The organism is Candidatus Acidulodesulfobacterium ferriphilum (assembly GCA_004195035.1).
GTDB lineage: Bacteria > SZUA-79 > SZUA-79 > Acidulodesulfobacterales > Acidulodesulfobacteraceae > Acidulodesulfobacterium > Acidulodesulfobacterium ferriphilum.
Genome location: SGBD01000002.1, coordinates 39250 through 62244 on the forward strand (window position 1 = coordinate 39250; position 22995 = coordinate 62244).

Annotated in this window: 17 protein-coding genes; 15 read left to right on the plus strand and 2 right to left on the minus strand. The window is 38.4% G+C overall.

Annotated elements, in window-relative coordinates; translation table 11 throughout:
• Window positions 1-23 precede the first annotated feature (23 nt).
• A complete protein-coding gene (locus tag EVJ47_04615) occupies window positions 24-860 on the minus strand; it encodes an ABC transporter permease (protein RZD14455.1) in 837 nt (278 codons plus the stop codon).
• Window positions 861-996: 136 nt separating this feature from the next.
• Here EVJ47_04615 and EVJ47_04620 point away from each other — a divergent pair, with 136 nt between their 5' ends.
• The 15 genes from EVJ47_04620 to EVJ47_04690 all read left to right on the plus strand — a co-directional run bounded on the left by EVJ47_04620 (window position 997) and on the right by EVJ47_04690 (window position 22069).
• Window positions 997-1968: an ABC transporter permease gene (locus EVJ47_04620; GenBank protein ID RZD14456.1), complete on the plus strand. Its 972-nt coding sequence runs from the start codon at window positions 997-999 to the stop codon at window positions 1966-1968.
• 126 nt (window positions 1969-2094) lie between these two features.
• Complete coding sequence (locus EVJ47_04625; protein ID RZD14457.1) at window positions 2095-2499, plus strand: hypothetical protein; 405 nt, start codon at window positions 2095-2097, stop codon at window positions 2497-2499.
• A 33-nt stretch (window positions 2500-2532) separates the two neighbouring features.
• A complete protein-coding gene (locus EVJ47_04630; protein ID RZD14698.1) occupies window positions 2533-3426 on the plus strand; it encodes a diaminopimelate epimerase in 894 nt (297 codons plus the stop codon).
• Window positions 3427-3483: 57 nt separating this feature from the next.
• Window positions 3484-5481: a hypothetical protein gene (locus EVJ47_04635; protein RZD14458.1), complete on the plus strand. Its 1998-nt coding sequence runs from the start codon at window positions 3484-3486 to the stop codon at window positions 5479-5481.
• Window positions 5482-5530: 49 nt separating this feature from the next.
• The gene (gene ligA, locus EVJ47_04640) at window positions 5531-7537 is read left to right on the plus strand and encodes an NAD-dependent DNA ligase LigA (GenBank protein RZD14459.1); all 2007 of its coding nucleotides are present in this window, start codon (window positions 5531-5533) and stop codon (window positions 7535-7537) included.
• 29 nt (window positions 7538-7566) lie between these two features.
• On the plus strand, window positions 7567-8967 hold the full coding sequence (locus EVJ47_04645; protein RZD14460.1) for a hypothetical protein: 1401 nt from the start codon (window positions 7567-7569) through the stop codon (window positions 8965-8967).
• On the plus strand, window positions 8964-10613 hold the full coding sequence (locus EVJ47_04650; GenBank protein ID RZD14461.1) for an AarF/ABC1/UbiB kinase family protein: 1650 nt from the start codon (window positions 8964-8966) through the stop codon (window positions 10611-10613). Before EVJ47_04645 ends, EVJ47_04650 begins: the two co-directional genes overlap by 4 nt.
• An 82-nt stretch (window positions 10614-10695) precedes the next feature.
• Window positions 10696-12198, plus strand: coding sequence for a UDP-N-acetylglucosamine diphosphorylase/glucosamine-1-phosphate N-acetyltransferase (gene glmU, locus EVJ47_04655; protein ID RZD14462.1), 1503 nt, complete (start codon window positions 10696-10698; stop codon window positions 12196-12198).
• Window position 12199: 1 nt separating this feature from the next.
• Window positions 12200-14161: a glutamine--fructose-6-phosphate transaminase (isomerizing) gene (glmS, locus tag EVJ47_04660; protein ID RZD14463.1), complete on the plus strand. Its 1962-nt coding sequence runs from the start codon at window positions 12200-12202 to the stop codon at window positions 14159-14161.
• Between the two features lie 4 nt (window positions 14162-14165).
• Entirely contained in the window at window positions 14166-16355 is a 2190-nt protein-coding gene (locus EVJ47_04665; GenBank protein RZD14464.1) for an ATP-dependent DNA helicase PcrA, read from the plus strand.
• Between the two features lie 21 nt (window positions 16356-16376).
• On the plus strand, window positions 16377-16736 hold the full coding sequence (locus tag EVJ47_04670; protein ID RZD14465.1) for an aspartyl/glutamyl-tRNA amidotransferase subunit C: 360 nt from the start codon (window positions 16377-16379) through the stop codon (window positions 16734-16736).
• 138 nt (window positions 16737-16874) lie between these two features.
• The gene (gene gatA, locus EVJ47_04675; GenBank protein ID RZD14466.1) at window positions 16875-18377 is read left to right on the plus strand and encodes an Asp-tRNA(Asn)/Glu-tRNA(Gln) amidotransferase subunit GatA; all 1503 of its coding nucleotides are present in this window, start codon (window positions 16875-16877) and stop codon (window positions 18375-18377) included.
• A 39-nt stretch (window positions 18378-18416) separates the two neighbouring features.
• The gene (gatB, locus tag EVJ47_04680) at window positions 18417-19943 is read left to right on the plus strand and encodes an Asp-tRNA(Asn)/Glu-tRNA(Gln) amidotransferase subunit GatB (GenBank protein ID RZD14467.1); all 1527 of its coding nucleotides are present in this window, start codon (window positions 18417-18419) and stop codon (window positions 19941-19943) included.
• Between the two features lie 35 nt (window positions 19944-19978).
• Entirely contained in the window at window positions 19979-21028 is a 1050-nt protein-coding gene (gene mtnA / locus EVJ47_04685) for an S-methyl-5-thioribose-1-phosphate isomerase (GenBank protein RZD14468.1), read from the plus strand.
• A gap of 93 nt (window positions 21029-21121) precedes the next feature.
• Window positions 21122-22069 carry a branched-chain amino acid transaminase gene (locus EVJ47_04690; protein RZD14469.1) on the plus strand — a complete coding sequence of 316 codons (948 nt, stop codon included), beginning with the start codon at window positions 21122-21124 and terminating at the stop codon, window positions 22067-22069.
• Window positions 22070-22131: 62 nt separating this feature from the next.
• On the opposite strand, the gene EVJ47_04695 is transcribed toward EVJ47_04690, so the two are convergent.
• On the minus strand, window positions 22132-22884 hold the full coding sequence (locus EVJ47_04695; protein ID RZD14470.1) for a glycosyltransferase family 2 protein: 753 nt from the start codon (window positions 22882-22884) through the stop codon (window positions 22132-22134).
• Window positions 22885-22995: the final 111 nt, after the last annotated feature.

Sequence of the window (22995 nt, forward strand, 5' to 3'; positions counted from 1 at the left end):
AACCCGGTGCATTTTCTATCATTTTATTTTTCGCCGGAATATCTCGGGTCTAACGCATCCCTAACCGCCTCTCCTATAAGGTTAAAACTTAGAACCGTTAAAAGAATTGCAATTCCGGGGAAAAGCGTAAGCCACCACGCAATCATTATGTAAGTTTTACCTCTCGAGAGCATTCCTCCCCAGCTCGGCGTTGGCGGCATTATTCCTATTCCGAGGAAGGCAAGCGAGGCTTGAATCAATATTGCCGCCGCAATACCTAATGTTGCGGAGACTAAAATAGGAGCAATAGTGTTCGGCAATATTTCAGAAAACATTATATAGGCGGCCGAAGCCCCGGAGGCTTTTGACGCCAACGCGTAATCCTTTTCTTTGTTTTGAGCAAATTCGGCCCTTATAATTCTGGCAACCCCCATCCACGATGTAAGCCCGATTATAATCATTATGTTGATAATGGAGGGTTTTAATATTGCGCTGATAGCAAGGATTAAAAAGAAAGACGGAAATGTCAGCATAATATCGACAAACCGCATTAAAATGCTGTCGATTATGCCGCCGTAATAGCCTGCATACGAACCGACAATAATTCCGATAAACAAAGAAATGGAAACCGCGATAAATCCAACCTCTATCGAAATCCTGCTGCCGTAAATAAGCCTTGACAGTACATCTCTTCCAAGCTGGTCCGTTCCCAAAGGATGGGCAAAACTTGGCGGAAGTAAAATCGAGTTTACATTTATTTTATCGGGGTTGTATGGAGCAATATAGGGAGCAAATATTGCGGCTAAAATCACGATTAAAATAAATGCAAGAGAAATTAACGCCAGTTTGTTATTTTTAAAAGCATTAATAAGTTCTTTCATAAAATATGCGTATAAGCAAAATATGCCGAATAATTTTATTTGCCGGCGATGTATATTAAGCCGCGTTATATTGTTTTAAAATACACTCGTTATATTGTATAATAAACGAAAATAAAAAACTATAAGCTATTTTATTATGGGCATTTACATTTTTAAAAGATTTTTATTTATGATCCCGATTTTAATCGGAATCACGCTGATATCCTTCTTTGTCATTCACCTTGCGCCGGGTAATCCCTTAACGGAGCAGCTGGGATTAAATCCCAAGGTATCTATGTCTGCAAGGACTCAGCTCGAAAAACTGTACGGCTTGAATAAGCCGCTTTTAATGCAATATGCAGAATGGTTAAAAAGAATAGCCACTTTTAATTTCGGATTATCGTTTACGGCGAATCACGAACCTGTTATAACTGAAATCAAAAGAACAATAGGGATTACGATTATCATTAACACGCTTGCGATAATATTTATCTTTATATTTTCTATACCGATAGGGGTGTTATCCGCGGTGAAACAGAATTCATTATTTGATAAAATATCTACTGTTTTAGTTTTTATAGGCTTCGCCGCCCCCTCTTTTTGGGTGGCGCTGCTATTAATAATATTTTTTGGGATAGATTTGCGTATTTTGCCGATAGGAGGGATAACATCCATCGGTTATAACTCTCTTTCATTGGGGGGGAAGATTATCGATATCGGGAAACATCTGGTTATGCCGGTTTTTGTTGCAGGATTCGGCGGTATTGCAGGGCTTTCGAGGTATTTAAGGGGAAACATGCTTGAAGTGTACAGACAGGATTATATCATGACTGCAAGAGCAAAGGGATTAAAGGAATGGGTGGTCATTTACAAGCATGCCTTAAAAAATGCGCTCATTCCATTTATAACTATATTAGGATTAAGCGTTCCGGGACTTATTGGCGGAAGCGTCATAATAGAAACGATATTCGATATAAACGGCATGGGCAGGTTATTTTATCAGAGCGTTCTCGCCCGAGACTATCCCACAATAATGGGTATTTTAGTCATAGGAGCGATTCTTACCCTTCTTGGCAATCTAATGGCGGATATAGCCTATGCTTTGGTTGACCCCAGGCTTAGAAAGTGAGATGAGCGGGAGGGTTAAAGTTGAATTAATATTCCTGCTTATGTTAAAATTGAAAATATTTGAAATTAAGAAAAATTAATAAATATAATTTTTAAGGAAAATTTTCGGTTTTCGGAGGTATTTAAAATGACAAAAAGAGCCTTTCTGCTTTTATCGGTTCTGCTTTTATCCGTTTTTACCTTAACCGGCTGCGCTACGACAAGAAATATTCAGGGTAAGCCGATAATATCAACCAATGTAAATAAAATTATTAACGGGACGACAACCGAATCCCAGATTATCTCCATATTCGGACCTCCTTATGCCATGGAAAAAAACCCGCTGACCCCTGGCGAGGTTACATATAAATACAGATTTTATTACCATAAGTATGTGCATTTGGGCAACGAGATACTTAAAAGTTCGACGAGGAAGTATGAGGAAAAGCTCGATGTCGTGATAAAACATGGAATCGTTATTGCTCATAGCTTTACCACCCGGGGAAATACATCCTTAAAAACCATATTAAAAAGGCATAAAATTCAAGATTGATAAATACAGGCAGAGGATAATTTAAGAATGAATATCAAATTTACCAAGCTCCAGGGGGCAGGCAACGATTATCTGTATTTGGATGCCGTAAACGATTTGCCCGGCTGTGTTGCGGATGACACGGATTTTTATAAAGAATTGGCCGTCAAAATAAGCGATAGGCATTTTGGCGCAGGTTCGGACGGCATCATAGTTATTTTGCCTGCATCCACCGCATCTAACGTTTCCGAAGTCAAAGCGGATTTTCGCATGCGTATGTTTAACGCCGACGGTTCCGAAGGCGAGATGTGCGGAAACGGGATAAGATGCTTTGCCAAGTATGTTTATGACCATCGCCTTACGGATAAAAGGGTCATAGATATAGAAACCCTTGCAGGGATTAAAACCGTCGAGGTGTTTTTAAAGGACGGCAAAGTAAAAGAGGCGAGGGTATTTATGGGGCTTCCGGCTTTCGAGACCTCTAAAATTCCTGCCAATTTTAGAAATTCCGAAATAGTCGAGGAAAAATTAAACGTTAAAGGAAAGGATTTCACGGTTTCCTGCGTTTCTATGGGTAATCCCCATTGCGTAATATTTATTGACGATGTAAAAGATTTCGATGTTCATTTTTACGGACCCTTAATAGAAAACAACCCAATGTTTCCAAAAAGGACAAATGTAGAATTTGTTCAGGTTTTAGACGATAACAATGTGCTGGTTAGAACATGGGAAAGGGGTTCGGGAGAGACTTTAGCATGCGGGACTGGCGCTTGCGCCGTGTATTCCGTTATGAGAAAGACAAATAAAATAAGCCATGGTAGTTTAAATGTGAACCTTTACGGCGGAATACTAAAAATATCGGGTGAGCTTGCGGACGGTATTTATATGGCAGGCCCTGCGGAAGAGGTTTTTACCGGATATTTTAACTTGCCGGCCGGCAAGCGGTAACCTTCGGTATTTTAGATAAAAGTTAATTCTAATTGCATAATAAAGTAAAATAATAAAATGTCAAGATTAATTAAAATATGCATTTTTTGCGTTTTTATCATCCTGCCATTTTTTATAAAGTTAAAGCAGTCTTTTTCATATTTAAGCGGCTACAATGAAAAATATAATAAAAACGGGATTTATTTTAAAGAGGCCTATAACTTTTACAAGGGCGGCAATTATAAAAAGGCTGCGGGCATGTTCTGGCTCTACACGCTTAAGGGAAGATTATTAAGCGACTATGCCTTATACTATCAGGGTATTTGTTTTGTAAAATTAAAGGAATACCGTAAAGCAAATTATGTGCTTTTTAAATTGGCTAAGGATTATCCAAATTTTGTTTTTTATAAAAATTCTGTTTTTTATCTTGCCGTTTCGGAAAAAAAGAATGGATATTTATATTCGGCAATAGATCATTTTAAGTATATTATTAAACATTCAAAATCTCCGTCAGTAAGGCCGTACGCAATTTTTCAAGCCGCGAAAATTTATTTACGATTAAAGAATTACAGGGAGGCAAAGAGCTATTTGCTGCGGCTTTATATCCGCTATCCCTATTTCTCGCACAAGCATTACATAATTAAAAAGATAAAGAATATCCCCGGCTTTAACGGTTTATACCTGACAAATCCTCAAAAAATCGAAAGGGCGCAGGATTTGTATTATGATGCTTATTATGTAAAATCGTTAGAACTATTATCGGGCATAAACGGTCAAAAAGCCGCTTTAATAAAGATTAAAGACTTGCTTATGACAAAAAGCCCTTTATTTTTAAAAGATGTTAATAAATTATTGAAGCATGATAGCAAAAATAAGGATAGCAGCATATCATCGAGGCTTTTATATATGAAAGTCGATTACTATTATTATAATCTGCATAATCAAGATAAGGCATTAAGCTTGTTGAAACATATAATAAAAAATAACGGTTATTTAAGCGAACGGGGTTTGTCTATTTATAAGGCAATAGTCTGGAATAAGACCATGAAGGATTTAAAAAATGGAGCGGTTATAAATGCAAGAAAAGAGCTCGAGCCGCTTTTAAGCGTTACCGGAAGTTACGGCAGTGATGCAAAATACCTGTTTTGGTATGGCATTATACTGAAAAAACTCGGGATGACAAACAAAGCCTCTTTTTATTTTAATTTGGTAAAAAGCGCGTCTGTTTTTTCATATTACGGCATAATGTCGAGAATAGAATTAAAAGACCCTTTTAAACTTAACAATTATAAAAAATTAAACCTTGAAAGTGATTTACATCTTTTTAATGAGGCATTAAGACAAAATCCTGCTTTAAATATTAAGTTTAAAAGGTTTAGAGCATTTTTAAATCTTAAAATTTATTCTTTAGCAAATATAGAAGTCCAGGATATAATAAAACAGGCCGGAAAAGCAGCTAAAAATCATAAAAAGAAACTAAATAAGGCGGTTTTGATAAGTTTAGCAGGTATTATGAATCGTTTCGGCGATTACTGGCAGCTTTCAGGTTTGGCCATGGTTTTACTCTATAATGATAAACCTCTCGTTAAAAACGCCGATTTTTTGAAATTTATTTATCCGCGGCCTTATTTTTCTTATGTAAACAGGTATGCAAACCATTATGGCATTCCCATTAATTTGATTTATGCCGTTATGAGGCAGGAAAGCCTTTATAATCCTGCCTGTTATTCAAGCGCAAGCGCTATCGGACTTATGCAGATTATACCTTCCACCGGATATTATATAGCAAAAAGAGTCAAGTGCTATAATTTTAATCCACCCATGCTTTATTCTAAAAATATTAATATTCAATTCGGCTCTTATTATTTAAAAACCCTTTTAGACCAGTTTAACGACAAAAAATATCTTGCCATAGCATCTTATAATGCAGGACCTAATGCCGTTAATTACTGGAAGACTTATTCGTTTAAGGGGGATAATATGCTGTTATTCATTGAATCCATCCCTTTTAATCAAACAAGAAACTATGTTAAAAAGGTTTTGACAAATTATTACTTATATAACGCGATTTACTGATGCTTCTTCTATAATATCGAAAACAATATCGAAAACCTTCGGAGTCCAAGTGAAAGACGATTCAGCCGCAAAAAAAAAGATAGATGAATTAACGGATGCCGTAAATTACCACAACTACCGTTACTATATGCTTGAAGACCCCGTTCTGTCCGACTACGAATTCGATAAATTGGTTGAAGAATTAACGGAGCTTGAGAGAAAATATCCTCAGTATGCAAGGGAAGACTCTCCATCTAAAAGGGTCGGTGGCGCAGTCAGTGAAAAGTTTGCGCAGGTTAAACACAATATTCCTATGCTTTCATTGGACAATACCTATTCGAAAGAAGAAGTCGTAGAATTTGATAAAAAGATTAAGAGATTTTTAGATTACGATATGGACGGTAATATTGAATATGAGTGCGAGCTTAAGTTTGACGGGCTTGCAATAGAACTTATTTATCAAAACGGCATATTCATTCAAGGTTCTACAAGGGGGGACGGGGTAACGGGCGAAGATGTTACGGCGAATTTAAAGACGATAAAAACGATACCCCTTAAGCTTTTAAAAGATATAAGCTATCTTGAGGTGCGCGGCGAGATTCTAATGGATAAAGAAAACTTTAAAAGACTTAATAGGGAAAGGCTCAACGAAGGGTTGTCCCTTTTTGCAAACCCTAGAAATGCGGCATCGGGCAGCATAAGGCAGCTCGACCCTAAAATTACCGCACAAAGGAATCTTATAATGTTTGCTTACGGCATCGGGAAGTATTCAAAAGAAATAAACTTTAAAACCCAGTTTGAACTCATGAATCTTTTAAAATCTTTTGGAATCAATATAAATAAAAATATGACGGTTGCAAACGGTATCAAGGGGGCGGTGAATTTTTTTGACGAAGCCTCAAGAAAAAGGGAATCCTTTCCTTTTGAAATAGACGGCGTTGTTATAAAAGTGAACGATGTTTTTCTGCAGGAAAGGCTTGGCGAGATTTCCAAAAGCCCGAGGTGGGCAACCGCCTATAAGTTTTCGGCGAAACAGGATGTTTCGGTTATCGAAGATATCGAGGTATCGGTCGGCAGAACGGGGATATTGACTCCCGTAGCGGTTTTAAACCCCGTAAACATCGGAGGAGTTATAGTTAAAAGGGCGACGCTTCACAATCAGGATGAAATAGATAAAAAAAATATTAATATCGAGGACAGGGTTCTGGTTGAGCGTTCGGGGGATGTCATACCTGAAGTTGTCAAGGTCGTTTTGAAGGGGAAACGGAGCGGGGCTTTTAATCTTCCCGATAAATGCCCCTGCTGCGGGTCCGAGGTTGTAATAGACGGTGCGGCGCGCAGATGCATGAATGAGCTTTCCTGCCCGTGTCAGATTAAAGGCGCAATAGTTCATTTTGCCTCAAAAAGGGCAATGGACATAGAAGGGCTTGGGGAAAGAATAGTGGATAGGCTGGTTGAAACAGGGTTGATTAAAAATGTGGCGGATATTTATTATTTAAAACATGGAGATTTGAGTAAGTTAGAAGGGTTTGGAGAAAAATCCGAAGAAAATCTTTTTAATTCTATTGAAAAATCTAAAAATATATCTTATGATAGATTTATTTATGCGTTGGGTATAAGACATGTAGGCGAACATATCGCCTCTTTGCTTGTTCGTTATTTTGGCAATATAAACGGTATTAAAAGCGCAACGGTTCAGGAACTTTCATCAAAATTCGGCATAGGCGAAGAGATCGGAAGTTCGATATATAATTTTTTCAGGCTTAAGTCAAATATTGATGTTATAGAAAGGCTTTTTAAAGCAGGCGTATTGCCGTATATTAATATCGTAAAACCCAATGAATCAAATTTGATAGCGGGTAAAAGTTTTATTTTTACTGGCGCTTTAAATGATTTTACGCGGGACGAAGCCGAAAATTTGATAAAGGAACGGGGCGGGATTATCGAAAAAACCGTAAAAAAGAGTTTGGATTATGTCGTAGCCGGCGCCGAACCCGGTTCTAAATACGATAAAGCCGTGAAGCTAAAGCTTAAAATAATCGGCGAAGACGAATTTAAATCTTTACTAAAATCATAAAAATAAAGTTTACCTGCGGGGTGCAAATCATGTTAAAAGTTTTTGGCAATACAAAGGCATTATTTCTTTTTATAGTTATATTTATTTTTGGAGTTTTTTTAAATTCATCTCTGTCTTACGCATTTCTTGCCCCACGGCTTTCAAGAAATATCCCTGTCGGGAGTTTTCCTTTCGGCGTCGCTTTTTCCCCGAACGGCAGTTATGCCCTTATTACAAATGCCGATAACGATACCGTTTCGGTTGTAAGCATGGCTACAAAGGGTGTCGTTGCATCTATTAAGGTCGGGTCTCATCCCACCGGCGTAGCCATTGCCCCTTCGCTTACCTTTGCGTATGTCTGCAACACCGCTTCGGGTAATGTAAGCCTTTTAAATATGGCAACCCTTACGAAAGCGCTTAATATCAATACAGGCGGCAGTCCCGTCAATGTTGTATTTACCCCAAATTCAAGGCTTGCTTTTGTTGCAAATATTCATAATAACGAAGTCGATGTAATTAACACGAGGCAAAATGCCGTAATTAAGAGGATCGGAGTAGGGAAAAAACCTCAAGGCATTGCCATATCTCCTAACGGAAAAATTGTTTTAGTTACAAATGCGGGAGGCTCTTCAGTTTCGATTATAAATGTCTCTTCTTTGAGCGTTATCAGAAATATACGCACGGGGAAAAATCCGACATCCGTGGCTTTTTCGCCACTATCTTCTCCTGTTCGCTATTTTTATGTTGCTTCAGGCAAAGAAAATAGGATTTATGTTTACAATGCAAAAAATTTTGCCCCGGCAGGAAAATTTAAAACATTGTCCGATCCGTCATCCTTAGGTTTAACGCCTGATGGAATGATGTTATTTGTCGTAAACTATCAAAATATGGCAGTTTCGATATACAATGCCGTTCATTTTGACCATATTAAAACTATAAATTTACCTACAGGGCCGATAAATGTAGCGGTATCCCCAGACGGCAGCGTTGCCTTAGTAACCGTTACCTCGGCTTCGAGCGCCGCCTTTATAAGGATTAAAAAGACAACCGCAGCTTATGCGCAAGTTGCGCCTGCTTCCCCCGTTGTTCCCGGCGCATTGTCTCCGGCGCAGGCGGCAGCGGCAATTACACCTCCGGCCGCTCCAACTCCTGCTATTCCTGCTCCGTCTTCAAACTATATTCCTCAGCCGTTTGGAAAGGTTGCCACCGTTTATACGGGCAAAGGTCCTTCCGCCGCGGCGATAACCCCGTCAGGCAGGTATCTATATGTCGTAAATACGCAGGGTTCCACATTAAGCGTTATCGATGTCGCTAAGGACGAAGTGGTTAAAACGATAAAAGTTGGGGATTATCCGACAGCGGTTAGCATTTCTCCCGACGGACACTACTGTTTTGTCGTAAATTCAAGCTCTAATACGGTAACAATAATCTCTACGGGCAATTACTATTGATAAAGAGAAACCTTTATATCTTTTTTAAAGCAATACCATTTATTTTATATATACTTTTTACTCAAAAAAGGTTTGTAATATTCGGAAGAAGAAGAGCATTAAGCGAAAAATATCACTTAAAGTCCGCAAAATGGCTTACCGGAATTATTGCGTCTTTAGGACCCACTTTTATTAAATTGGCTCAAGTAATCTCCACAAGGGCCGATTTTTTGCCGCCCGAATACATAAATGCCCTCTCTACGCTTCAGGATGAAGTTCCCCCCGTTCCATTTGCCAGGATTAAACCTATTATCGAAAAAGATTTAGGGAAACCTATAAATGCGGTTTTTGATAAGTTCGATAAAGAACCGCTTGCCGCCGCTTCGGTAGCTCAGGTTTATAAGGCTGCCTATAACGGCAAGGATGTCATTGTCAAGGTTATCAGGCCTGATATAGAAAAAAATGTGGGAATAGATATTGTAACGCTAAGAAACGTATTAAATCTTTTGAAAATTTTTTTTCCGCAAAATAAATCCATTCAATCGATTTCGGTTGTCTTAAGGGAATTTCAAATAACGATTTACGAAGAGATGGATTTAATGCACGAAGTTAAAAATATTAAAGAGTTTAGAAAAATAGGAAAGAAACTTGACTATATAATTGTTCCCAAAACCTATTCGGAGATTAATTCAAAAAATATCCTTGTTATGGATTTTTATGAAGGTGTTAAAATTACGAATTTTGAAAAATTAAAAGATATGAGGATAGAGCCTGAAATGGTCATTAACAGGCTCATAGAGTTTTATATTTATCAGTCTTTGATTAAGGGCGTAATTCATGCAGACCCCCACCCGGGCAACATTTTAGTCAATAAAGAAGGAAAGATAATAGTGCTTGATTACGGGCTTGTTATACATATATCGGAGGATACAAAAAAAAATCTTGTTAAGGCGGTTCTTGCGGGCATTAAAATGGATTTTCCGGGGATAATAGATGCCTACTATGCTCTTGGGATTATAAATAAAGAGGTCTCCCGCCAGCTTTTGGAAAAAATGGCAGAAAAATTGTACAGGGTTTTAAGCCAAAAAGATATTTCGAACAAAAAAATACAGCAGATAATTAATGACATTATGAAAAGCTTTTACGCCTTTCCGTTCGAACTTCCGCAAAATTTGGTTTATATATTTAAAACGGCGGCGGTTTTAGAGGGGATAGGAACGGCTTTGGACCCCTCCTATAATCTTGTAAAGGACATAGTTCCCGTGGCAAAAAGGTATATAAAAGAAACCCCTCTCGGGAAAAAAATGACGCCGTTAAATATTATCAAAGAGGGGTTCAACCATGTGAAAGAGTTTATATTGGACACAAAAAGGGTTATGCATGCCGCTTACGCAGAGGATTTCAGGGTTAAGATTCATCCGAACAATATTTCTGGATTGGAAAACTTTTTGATACATATTATAAAAAGGCTGATGGCGGCGCTTATCGGCGGTTTTATCGGAATAATATCCGCTTTAATATTTATAGAGGACAAAAATATGTATTTATTAATCGGGGGATTTTTTATATCGGCATTAGTGGTGTTTGTTTCTATAAGCCTTCCCATAAAAACGACCTATGGCTATTCCACCCTCCTTGACATATTCAGGCATCGTAATAATGATTGATTAATACCTGCAATATTATATATAATTAAATATTAAATAGAAAAATTTACGAAATAAATAATATAAGAAAATAAGAAATAAAATGAATAAGGAGATAAAAAATATTTCCGTAGCCGTGCTTGCAGGCGGTCTTGGAACAAGGATGAAATCCGAGGAGCCAAAGGCTCTTTCGGCTTTATTGGAAAACCCGTTGATATTTTATACGGTAGAGGCGCTTATAAATACGAGAAGGGCTTTTAATATTTACAGAGGATATAAGCACAGGGTTATAATAGGTAAAATCGGCATTGTAATAGGACACAAGGGTGAATCCGTCAAAAATTATATTTTAAAAGAAAAGAGGTTTAAAGTAAAGGGCGTACTTTTTGATTTTGCCGAGCAGGAGAAGTATCTTGGGACCGGCGATGCGGCTTTAAAGGCTTTAGATATGTTTACGCCTGCGGACGATGAATCCAGCCTGTTAATCCTCCCCTGCGATATGCCGTTAATCGAAGCAAAAACCTTTGAAGATTTAATCAAGTTTCATTTAGACAACGAAAATGATTTGACCGTTCTTTCGGTAAAAGCGGAAAACCCTTATTCCTACGGAAGAATTTTAAAAGATAAAAATGGACATGTTAAAGAAATAGTAGAAGAAAACGAACTTGCAAATTACCCTAAAAATATCGGAGAAATTAAAGAGATTAATTCTGGTGTTTATGTAGTTAAATTGAACCATCTTAAAAGATTGATAAAGAAAATTAAGCCCGATAATCTTAAGAAGGAATATTATTTTACCGATATTGTAAATATTTTCTTTAAAAACGGTTTAAAAACCATGTGCTATACCTCTTTTCACAGGGATGAGTTTATCGGGGTCAACTCTAAGTCAGATTTGCTTGACGCTCAAAAGGCGCTCCAAAAAAGAGTTCTTCGAAGGTTAATGGAAAACGGGGCAAATTTTATATCGGACGACAATGTTTATATAGGTTATAATGTAGAAATAGGTAAAAACACAACGATTTATCCAAATGTTTTTATATCCGGAAATACTCATATATTGAACGATGTAATCGTGGAAAACGGCTGTGTCATAAAGGAATCTTTTATTGCGGGTAAAACGGCAATAAAAAGCTATAGCATTCTGGAAGAAGCCTTCGTTATGGATGGCGCCAGGATTGGTCCTTTTGCGCGCCTGAGGCCCGGTTCTTTAATTCTTGAGGGCGGCAAAATAGGAAACTTTGTTGAGGTTAAGAAGTCTATAATAGGCAAAAATACAAAGGCGGCTCATCTCAGTTATATAGGCGATGCGCTAATAGGCGATGGCGTGAACATAGGCGCTGGTGTTATAACCTGCAATTACGACGGGGTAAAAAAATATAAAACAATTATAGAAGACGGCTGTTTTATAGGTTCGGATTCGCAATTGGTAGCCCCTGTTAAAATAGGAAAAAATTCTTATGTCGGTTCGGGAACTACGATTACTAAGGATGTTCCTGAAGGGTCTCTGGCAATAGCGAGAATGCCGCAGCGGAATATAGCCGGGTGGGCGGCAAAAAAAATGAAACAAAAGAAGACAAAAAAACAAAAACAGGATGGGGCATAAAATGTGCGGTATAATGGGTTTTTCCGGCAATCTTAAAAACGAAAGCTCGGTAGGCGTGGTATTGAACGGACTTAAAAGCCTCGAATACCGGGGTTATGATTCGTCGGGTATTGCATACTACGATAATGATGACAGGTTAATAAAATATATAAAGAAATCAGGAAAGTTAATAAATCTTTCAAACGAATTTAGTTGCGTTGCTCCTTTAAATTCCGATGTTGCCATCGGACACATAAGATGGGCTACCCATGGAAGGCCGACGGATGAAAATGCCCATCCCCATATCGATTGCAGCGGTAATATCGCAATAGTTCATAACGGAATAATAGAAAATTATGCGGCTTTAAAAAATAAGCTTATAAAAAAGGGGCACAGGTTTATCACTGAAACCGATTCGGAGGTTATAGCCCATTTAATAGAAGATTATATTAACGCAGGCAGATCATTTTATGAAGCGGTAAGACTAACATCTGCCGAACTTTTGGGGGCTTTTGCGATACTGGCGCTGGACGGAGCTTCCAGGAGCATTGCCGCGGTTAAGTTCGGTCCGCCCCTTGTTTTGGCGCAAAAGGGCAATAATCTTTATGTGGCAAGCGATATTTCGCCGCTGATAGAATACACGAACGATGTTATATACCTTAAAAACTCCGAAATAGCACATTTCCACGATGGTAATTTAGATATAACTACATTTAAAGGAAAAAAAGTTAACAAAACGATTACAAAAATAGACTGGGATGCCTCAAGGGCGGCAAAATCAGGTTTTGCCCACTTTATGCAAAAAGAGATATTCGAGCAGCCTGCCCGCATTTTAGACGCCTTTTCCTCGCGGGTAATGCTCAAGGAAGGAATTAAAGATAATGTTATAAATCTAAATAAAATTAAAATAAAAAAGGCTAAAAAGGGATTTATCGAAAATGCCAAAAATAGTTTTAATGATGTATTAGCAGGTCTTGATATTTCGCTCGAAGGGTTAAAACTTACTAAAAACGATATCGTAAATTCACCCAAGATTGTTTTTATAGCCTGCGGGTCGTCATATTATGCAAGCCTTGCCATTAAATATATGATGGAAACGATTTGCGGTTTGCCTGTTATCGTGGAGTATGGTTCCGAGTTTAGATACGAAAATTTTCCTATTTCTCAAAACGATATTTTTGTGGGCATATCCCAATCTGGTGAAACGGCAGACACCAACAGCGCTTTAGAGGTTGCAAAAGCCAAGCGGGCCAAGATATTATCTATTACCAATGTTCCCGGTTCTCAAATAACAGGTTTGTCAAATAAAGGGGTTATTTATACTCATGCGGGACCGGAGATCGGCGTTGCCTCGACAAAGGCATTCACGACGCAGCTTCTTTGCGGATTGCTTCTTGCATTATATGTGGGAGAAAAGTCTGGTTTAATGCCAAAGTATCAATGGCTTAATTCCCAAAATATTTTTAAAAATTTAGTAGAACTTCCAAAAAAAATGGAAAAGATTTTATTTATGGATGAAACCTTAGAAGATATTGCAAAGAAGTATTATAAAAGCAGCAATTTTTTATATATGGGCAGAGGCATATTGTATCCCGTTGCGCTTGAAGGGGCGTTAAAATTAAAGGAAATATCCTATATCCATGCCGAGGGGTATCCGGCGGGTGAGATGAAACACGGGCCTATTGCGCTGGTCGATGAAAATATGCCTGTTTTGTTCCTTTTGTCAAATAATATGCTTGCGCCAAAAACAATATCCAATATCGAAGAGATAAAGGCAAGGGGCGGCAAGGTTATTGCCGTTGCGGATTACGAACCCGAAATAGACGGTTTATCGGATTTAATAAGAATACCAGAAACACTGGAGGTCTTAAGCCCGGTGCTTTACACCGTTCCGCTTCAACTGTTTGCTTACCATATTGCCGCGCTTAAGGGAACGGATATCGACCAGCCGAGAAATTTAGCTAAAAGCGTGACGGTAGAATAAGAAAATGGGAAATAAATTAAACAAATTGAAAATCAGCGGAACTCAACCTGCCGAAAAAAATCAGCAAAGTTCATATTTAAACGGTTTAAATGAAGAACAGCTCAGGGCGGTGCTGCATGAAGACGGACCCCTTTTGATTTTGGCAGGCGCAGGTTCGGGAAAAACGAGGGTTATAACCTTAAGGGCGCTCCACTTGATAAAAACGGGAAGAGCTAAACCGTATAACATTTTAGGCGTAACCTTTACGAATAAGGCTGCTAAGGAAATGAGGGAGAGGATTGCACGGGCGCTGGAGAAGGATAGCATTAATGATCTTCCCGAATTTTCCACATTTCATTCATTTTGCCTTAAATTGCTAAGAAGACATGCCGATATAATTGGATACGGGAAGTCTTTCGTAGTATTTGACGATGACGATAGCGGAAAAATACTTTCCAAGATAGTCAAGTCGCTTAATATTAGCGAAAAGATATTCACCCCTTCTAAAGTAAAGTATTTTATAGAGAGAAATAAAAATTCTTATATAGGTTACGAAGAAGCCCACCTTAATGTGAAGCCATGGGAGAAAAACTATGCGATTATTTATGAGGCATATTCTAAAAAACTAAAAGAAAATAATGCAATGGATTTTGGGGATTTAATATTTAATGCAGTGAAGCTGTTCGAAAAAAATCCCGAAATTTTGGAACGCTATTCTAAAATTTACAGATACATCATGGTCGATGAGTTTCAAGATACCAATTTTATTCAAGATAAACTTATCAAGCTTTTATCCAAAAAATATAAAAATATCTGCGTTGTAGGCGATGATGACCAGTCCATATACAGTTTTAGAGGGGCGAATATCGATAACATATTAAGGTTTGAGGAAGCGTTTCCGAACACCTGTGTTATCAAATTAGAAAGGAACTACCGTTCGACTAAAAACATTCTCAATGCCGCTTCCAGTTTAGTGAGAACCAATAAATTAAGGAAAGACAAAACGCTTAAAACAGACAAATCGGGCGGCGGACTTATAACCGTTTACAGGGCAAATAGCGATTTGTCGGAGGCTTATTTTGTGGCGCGCGAGATAAGAAGGCTGGTGAGGGAAGACGGCTATTCCAATAAAGATATAGCCGTTTTATATAGGGCTAACTCTCAGTCGAGAATTATAGAAGACAGGTTGATAAAGGAAAGCGTCAGGTATCAAATTTATGGCGGTTTAAAATTTTACCAGAGAAAAGAAATAAAGGATATTCTCTCCTTTTTAAGGTTTGCGGTAAACCCTAAAGACTTAGTGGGCTTCGAAAGAAGCGTTCAGTGCGTGCCAATCGGGATTGGCGAAAAAACTATAAAAACTATGGAAGATATTGCCGAAAAAAACGGCATGGATATTTTAACGGCTTTTAAATCAGGTTTGCTTGGCGAGGTCAAAGGTTTAAAAAATACCCTGACGGACAAAAGCGGTTTTGATTTTAACCCCCTCTCTCAATCCCCCCCTGAAAACAGGGAAGGAAGTAGGGGGGGTGCGGGTCTGGCGAACTATTTTGATTTAATTTTAAAGTTAAGGCATTTAATTGAAAGCAACAATGAAACCGATGAAAAAATAGACTACCCGAGTCAAAATAAAAATCAAAAAGAAGGCGAAAATAAATTGGAAGCCGCCCTTAATTTAATTTATAAGGCTTCAGGCTATGAATCCATGCTCAGAGGGGAGACTTCAGAGATAAATGACCCGAAGGGCAGCGTAAGCCCAATGGATCAAAATAGAATAGAAAACATAGAAGAATTAATAAACGCTTCACAGGAATTTGAAAATATTATAGAATTTTTAGACCAGAGCTCGATTGACGAGAACAGAGGAAATACGGGAATTGAAAATCAGCGAAGCTCAATTGATACCGATATAGCGAAGGTTTCTCTTATGACGCTCCATAGCGCAAAAGGGCTTGAGTTTCCGGTTGTTTTTTTGGTCGGACTGGAAGAACAGCTTTTTCCGCATATAAGGTCGTTGGGGGATGAATCGTCGTTGGAGGAAGAAAGAAGGCTTTGCTATGTCGGCATAACAAGGGCGAAGGAAAAACTTTATATTACATGGTCTAAGAAAAGGAGAATGGCAAAAGAATATAAATATAATTTACCGTCAAGGTTTTTAAAAGAAATACCTGAAAACTTAATCGAAGAAATAGTCGATAGTTATGAATACTATTAGGCGTGGAGGGGTAAATTTATTATGAGCGATACCGGAAACATTATAGACATAAATCATGTTGTGAAACTTGCAAAGTTAAATTTAAACGAAAGCGATTCCGAACACTTTTCGAAGGAGCTGAATAAGATATTGGAATACATTGATATGCTTAAAGAAGCCGATGTTTCAGAGGTAAACGCCATATCAGGCGAACTGGATTATGATAACTTAGTCAGCGGGGTTGCTCTGAAGACAAATTTTTATAAGGATTGCAGACTTGACGAATGCGTCCCGGACGACAGTTTTAGTTTTAATATCGTCAAAAATGACGCTCCAAACTTTGAGGCAAGCGGGGAGACTTCGGAATACGGCTTTTTTGTCGTTCCACAGGTTATAGAATAACGATCGGCAATTTTAATAACGGACTGCATCTCAAAATTGACGAAGTGCGAGAGCGAAGCGATAATCCAGAAAATGATGACGGTTCGCATTTACAACACCGTATAATTTATAATTTTTATAAAAAGGGGAATTCAATAAATGGATTTATCTAATCTAACGATTCATCAGATTAACGACCTCTTGAAATACCGTGAGGTGAAGAGCGCAGATATTACAAATTCTTACATAGAAAGAATTAAAAAAATAGACCCTGTTATTTCCGCTTATCTCTATAACGATTTTGAAGAGGCTTTATCTAATGCCGAATATGCCGATAAAATAATTCAAAAAAATAAAGATTTCCCTTACCTCACTGGTATTCCGCTTTCTATAAAGGATATTTTTTTGATAAAAGGTAAAAAAACTACCTGCGCTTCAAAGATACTTGATAATTTTATAAGCCCGTACGATGCAACCGTTATAAAAAGATTAAAGAAAAATAATTATGTATTTATCGGAAAAACTAATATGGATGAATTTGCTATGGGGTCTTCTACGGAAAATTCGGCATATAAAATAACTAAAAATCCCTTCGATTTAAACAGGGTGCCGGGCGGCTCAAGCGGCGGTTCCGCCGCCAGTGTCAGCGCCGATTTGTGTGCCGGGTCTTTCGGGACGGATACGGGGGGCTCCGTTAGGCAGCCTGCAAGCCTTTGCGGCGTTGTCGGGTTAAAACCGACTTACGGGTTAATATCCAGATACGGTATTATCGCTTTCAGTTCGTCGCTTGATCAGGCGGGGGTTATTGCTAATGATGTCCTTGATGCCGCAATAATGCTTAAAGCGGTTGCAGGATTTGACGAAAAAGACCAAACCACAAGAAAACTAGAGATTAAAGATTATCCCGAAATAGTAAAAAGAGCGGATAAATCTATCATAAAAGGCTTAAGAGTGGGTATCCCCGTTGAGTTTTTCTCCGAAGGACTGGACCCAAAAATCCATTCAAAGATAATGGAAATAAAGGATTTATTAAAAGACCTCGGTGCAAATATCGTTAATATAACGCTGCCCGACACAAAATATTCGGTTGCAGCGTATTATGTAATAGCCACAAGCGAGGCAAGTTCCAACCTCGAAAGGTATGACGGCATTCGTTTTGGCGGCAGATTCAATGAAGGCAAAGGTATTCAAAGCCTTGACGAGCTTTATAGAAAATCAAGAGAATTCGGGTTTGGAAAAGAGGTTAAAAGACGGATAATATTGGGAACTTTTGCCTTATCCGCAGGCTATTATGACGCCTATTATAAAAAGGCGTCATTGGTTAGAAAACTAATAATTAAAAACTACAAAGACTCTTTTAATAATGTGGATATCATACTCGGCCCGACATCCCCGACGCCCGCATTTTTAATAGGGGAAAAAATGAGCGATCCGTTAAGCATGTATTTATCGGATATTTACACAATATCCATTAATCTTGCTTATTTGCCGGCGTTAAGTCTGCCTGTCGGCGTTACGGATAACCCGACAAAAAAAGGAGGCGTTCTTCCCATAGGCTTGCAGCTTATCTCGCCATGGACCACGGAAGCAAGGCTCCTTTCGGTTGCAAAGGTTATAGAGGATGAGGTTAAGTTTAGAGATAAATATACCCCTGTAATGTAATATGAATACGGTATGATTTATGCTTATCGAGGTAAAAATATGAGTAACAATAATTACAATGATTTGCAGGATGCCCTGCATTCTTTTGAAGCGGTAATCGGGCTTGAGGTTCATTCCCAGCTTCTTACGAAAACCAAGATGTTTTGCTCCTGCCAGAATATTTTTGGAAAAGAACCTAATTCTATGGTATGTCCTGTTTGCCTCGGGCTTCCGGGCGCCCTTCCGGTAATCAACCTTGAGAGTGTCAGGCTTGCCGTAAAGGCGGCTCTGGCTTTAAATATCGGCATAAATAAAAAAAGCCTTTTTGCAAGAAAGAACTATTTTTATCCCGATTTACCAAAGGGGTATCAAATATCCCAGTATTTAGACCCCGTATCGTCAAACGGCTATTTAACCATCAAAACGGACGGGACGGTGGAAAAAAGAATCAGGATAAACAGGCTGCATATCGAAGAGGATGCAGGAAAGCTGATTCATATCGGGAATGAATCTTATGTCGATTTAAACAGGGCAGGAACGCCGCTTGTAGAAATAGTCTCGGAACCAGATATAAGTTCGGCTAAGGAGGCCGTTAGTTACTTAAAGGAGTTAAGGGATATACTTGTTTACCTCGGTGTTTCCGACGGCAATATGGAGGAAGGCAGTTTTAGATGCGACGCGAATGTTTCGGTCAGAAAAAAAGGCGACGCTAAACTGGGAACCAGAGCCGAAGTTAAAAACGTCAATTCGTTTAAGTTTGTGGAAAAGGCGATAGATTATGAAATAGGCAGGCAGATCGATGTTATTTTAAGCGGAGGAAATGTAATTCAAGAAACAAGGCTTTATGACTCGAAGGAAAATGTTACAAGGTCTATGCGCGGCAAAGAAGAAGCACACGATTACAGGTATTTCGAAGAGCCTGATTTACCGCCGTTAATTTTAGACGAAGAATTTATAGCGGAGATTAAAAATTCGATTACGGAACTGCCGCGGGCAAAAAGAGACCGATATATCAAAGAATATAATTTAACCGAATACGATGCCGAAGTATTAACTCAGGACAGGGAAATCGCATATTATTTTGAAGACTTAATAAAGGCGAGCAAAGGCAGGGTGGAGATTAAAAAAATCGCCAACTGGGTTATAAACGACCTGCTGTTCGAATTAAAAACGGTGAGGTTAGACCTCTCTGCAGATAATTTAGCATTTAAGTTAAATTCGCGGGGGGGCATGATTCCGGTTAAAAGCGAAGATTTTCTTGAGCTTATACTCGAAGTTGAATCTGGAAATATAAATAAAAATACAGGAAAGATGGTATTGGACGAGATGCTCTTGACGGGTAAAAAAGCGGCCGATATTATAAAAGAAAAAAATTTAGTTCAGGTTTCGGACGAAAAGGGCATAGAGGATATAATAAAACAGGTATTCGAAGAAAATCAAAAAGAATTGGAAGATTTAATCGGCGGGAAAGACAAGCTATTTGGTTTTTTTGTCGGAGAAGCGATGAAAAAAACAAAAGGCAAGGCTAATCCGAAGAAAGTGAACGAAATATTGAAGAAGCGGATAGAAGAGAAAAAGAACGGTTAAAAAAAGTATTAATAATAAAAAGGGGGACGGATTAGATGGCTTTTTATACTTTAAGGCTTAGAAACGACGATGTCGTAGAGATGATTGACCAGAGAAAACTTCCTTTGGAGATTTCCTATGTCGAGTTGAAAAACTACGGAGATGTGTATGATGCCATAAAAGGTATGATTGTCAGGGGGGCGCCGGCTATCGGTGTGGCAGCAGCTTTTGGCTTATACTTGGCGGCCAAATCTTTATCGGAATCCGCAACCCGATATGAAGCATTTAAAGACAAGTTCTTTAAGATTTGCGATTTTATGTTTTCGGCAAGGCCTACGGCGGTTAATTTAGGATGGGCGATAGAAAGGATAAAATCGCTCGTTATAAAAGACAAAGGCAAAACCGTAACCTCCATAGTACAAGACATAAAAGCAGAGTCATTAAAGATATACGATGAGGATATAGAAATAAACAAAAATATGGGACATTACGGAGCGGAGCTTTTAAAAGACGGCTATACGGTGCTGACCCACTGCAATGCCGGCGCATTGGCAACCGCAGGTTACGGGACGGCGCTGGGAGTTATAAGGGCAGCCGTTGAAAACAATAAAAAAATATCGGTAATTTCCGACGAAACAAGGCCGTTTCTTCAGGGCGCAAGGCTTACGGCCTGGGAGCTTATGGAGGATAATATTCCCGTAACATTGATTGCGGATAATTCCGCAGGATTATTAATGAGAAAAGGAAAGATAAATGCCGTCATAGTCGGCGCGGATAGAATTGCCTCGAACGGCGATGTTGCCAATAAAATCGGGACATATCAGGTTGCGGTTCTGGCGCATGAAAATAATATTCCGTTCTATGTCGCCGCCCCTCTTTCTACTATAGATTTAACGCTAGAATCCGGCGATGAAATTCCCATAGAAGAAAGGGGCATAGATGAAGTTGTTAATGTGTTCGGGACAAGAATTGCCCCAAACGGCGTTAAGGCTTTGAATTACGCATTCGATATAACGCCGAATAAATATGTTAAAGCAATAATAACTGAAAAGGGAGTTTTATATCCCCCGTATAAAAAATCTATTGCGGAAGCCTTCGGTAAATGATATTATCGTATAACTTATATAAAGTAAAACACTTTTTTATTTTGATTTAGTTAATCATTAAAATTTGAAAATTTTAAAAAAGAGAGAAAAAAAATGAGTAAAGGTAAAGAAAAAATCAGCCCTTTTGCAGGGTCTAAATTTTGGATGGATGGAGAGTTTGTAGGTTATGAAGACGCAAAAGTTTCGGTGAACAGCCACTCTTTACATTACGGCTTGGGGGCTTTCGAGGGCATCAGGTGTTATGAAACAAAATCAGGCAAGCCGGCGATTTTCAGGCTCGATGAACATATCGACAGAATTTATAATTCCTGCCATATACTTCAAATACCTATTCCATACGAAAAAAAAGAGATTAAAAGCGCAATAATGAAAGTAGTCAAATTAAATAAATTCAAAGAATGTTATATAAGGCCTATCGTTTTTATCGGCGATAGGGACGGATTAGGAATTTTTATAAAGAATTACGATACAAGGGTGGCGATATCCGCATGGTACTGGGGGGCGTATCTGGGGGAGGAAGCCCTTAAAACCGGAATTAGAGCAAAGGTATCGTCTTACGCAAGGTTCCATGTCAACACATTTATGGGAATGTCAAAATCGACGGGGCAGTACATTAATTCTATACTTGCAAAAAAAGAGGTTGTGAGCGCCGGTTACGATGAGGCAATTATGCTCGATACCTCCGGCTTTGTTTGCGAGGCAAGCGGCGAAAATATCTTTGTTTATTCGGGCGGTTATATAAAAACTCCGCCGTTATCATCCGTTCTTCCAGGTATCACAAGAAGCAGCGTTATAGAGGTTATGGAAAACGAAATGGGTTTAAAGGTTAAAGAAGAAAGGGTTACGAGAGACGAGCTTTATATTGCGGACGAGGTTTTTTTAACCGGTACCGCAGCCGAAGTTACCCCCGTTAGGGAAATAGATGATCGAAAGATAGGTATAGGAAAGGCGGGCAGAATTGCTCTCGGACTTCAGGGAAAGTTTTTTAACATAGTCAAAGGCGGAGACAAGAAGTATGAAAAGTGGCTGACATATCTATAATAGATAGGATAGCCGTTTCATTTTTCATCATTTTAAGAAAACCTGCGGGAGCCAAATTCGGTTTAAAAATAGTAATTATTTTTGTTAAGAAAAATTTGAAACAGTTCTATAAGCATCGGTACGGAATCAGCGATTATATTGACATGCCCCCCAGGCTTATGTTTCCATTCGACGCTCACCTCTTTTACTTTAATATTATTCAGCAAAGCGATATAAAGTATTTCTACATCGAACGAAAACCCCTTTATCGCCGATTTTGAAAATATCTTTTTAGCCGTCTCCAATCTAAAAGCTTTAAATCCGCATTGCGAATCGTAAAAATTAATACCTAAGAGTTTTGACTTTACAAAACTAAATGTTTTTCCGACAAAATTCCTGAAGGGCGGCTGGATTATGACCGAACCGTCAGGTAAATAACGGGAACCTATTATAACATCCAGATCCTTCTCTTTTTTAAAAATATTAATAAATTTGGTAATTTCACTCACATCTGTCGATAAATCCGCATCCATAAAAAATACATATTCATAATTGGCAGACAGGATGCCTTCTTTGACAGCCGTCCCTTTTCCCGACTTCGTAATGGTGATAATCCGTAAATCGGATGCGAGCATATCTTTTAATACATTGACGGTTCTATCCGTGCTTCCGTCATCAACCGCTATTATCTCGTATATGTATTTTTTTGATTTTAAATATGACCTGAGCCCGGAAATCGTTTGTTTAATTCTTCTTTCCTCGTTGTAAGCGGGAAGAATGACGGAGACGGAGGTTTTGGCAGTTTTATAATCGGTATCTGGGGTATTTTCGGACATTTAGATTTAAGTAAACTCCTTGCTTAATTAATCCGCATTTGTTAAATTTATTATTTTTTATACATGATAAATATATTATAATGTTTTAGCCGAATATACAATTCATTTGTT

Excerpts from the sequence above, each read along its gene's own strand:
- EVJ47_04615 (RZD14455.1), bottom strand. The coding sequence starts at position 860 with ATGAAAGAACTTATTAATGCTTTTAAAAATAACAAACTGGCGTTAATT.
- EVJ47_04620 (RZD14456.1), top strand. The coding sequence starts at position 997 with ATGGGCATTTACATTTTTAAAAGATTTTTATTTATGATCCCGATTTTA.
- EVJ47_04625 (RZD14457.1), top strand. The coding sequence starts at position 2,095 with ATGACAAAAAGAGCCTTTCTGCTTTTATCGGTTCTGCTTTTATCCGTT.
- EVJ47_04635 (RZD14458.1), top strand. The coding sequence starts at position 3,484 with ATGTCAAGATTAATTAAAATATGCATTTTTTGCGTTTTTATCATCCTG.
- EVJ47_04645 (RZD14460.1), top strand. The coding sequence starts at position 7,567 with ATGTTAAAAGTTTTTGGCAATACAAAGGCATTATTTCTTTTTATAGTT.
- glmU (RZD14462.1), top strand. The coding sequence starts at position 10,696 with ATGAATAAGGAGATAAAAAATATTTCCGTAGCCGTGCTTGCAGGCGGT.
- glmS (RZD14463.1), top strand. The coding sequence starts at position 12,200 with ATGTGCGGTATAATGGGTTTTTCCGGCAATCTTAAAAACGAAAGCTCG.
- EVJ47_04665 (RZD14464.1), top strand. The coding sequence starts at position 14,166 with ATGGGAAATAAATTAAACAAATTGAAAATCAGCGGAACTCAACCTGCC.
- EVJ47_04670 (RZD14465.1), top strand. The coding sequence starts at position 16,377 with ATGAGCGATACCGGAAACATTATAGACATAAATCATGTTGTGAAACTT.
- gatA (RZD14466.1), top strand. The coding sequence starts at position 16,875 with ATGGATTTATCTAATCTAACGATTCATCAGATTAACGACCTCTTGAAA.
- gatB (RZD14467.1), top strand. The coding sequence starts at position 18,417 with ATGAGTAACAATAATTACAATGATTTGCAGGATGCCCTGCATTCTTTT.
- mtnA (RZD14468.1), top strand. The coding sequence starts at position 19,979 with ATGGCTTTTTATACTTTAAGGCTTAGAAACGACGATGTCGTAGAGATG.
- EVJ47_04690 (RZD14469.1), top strand. The coding sequence starts at position 21,122 with ATGAGTAAAGGTAAAGAAAAAATCAGCCCTTTTGCAGGGTCTAAATTT.
- EVJ47_04695 (RZD14470.1), bottom strand. The coding sequence starts at position 22,884 with ATGTCCGAAAATACCCCAGATACCGATTATAAAACTGCCAAAACCTCC.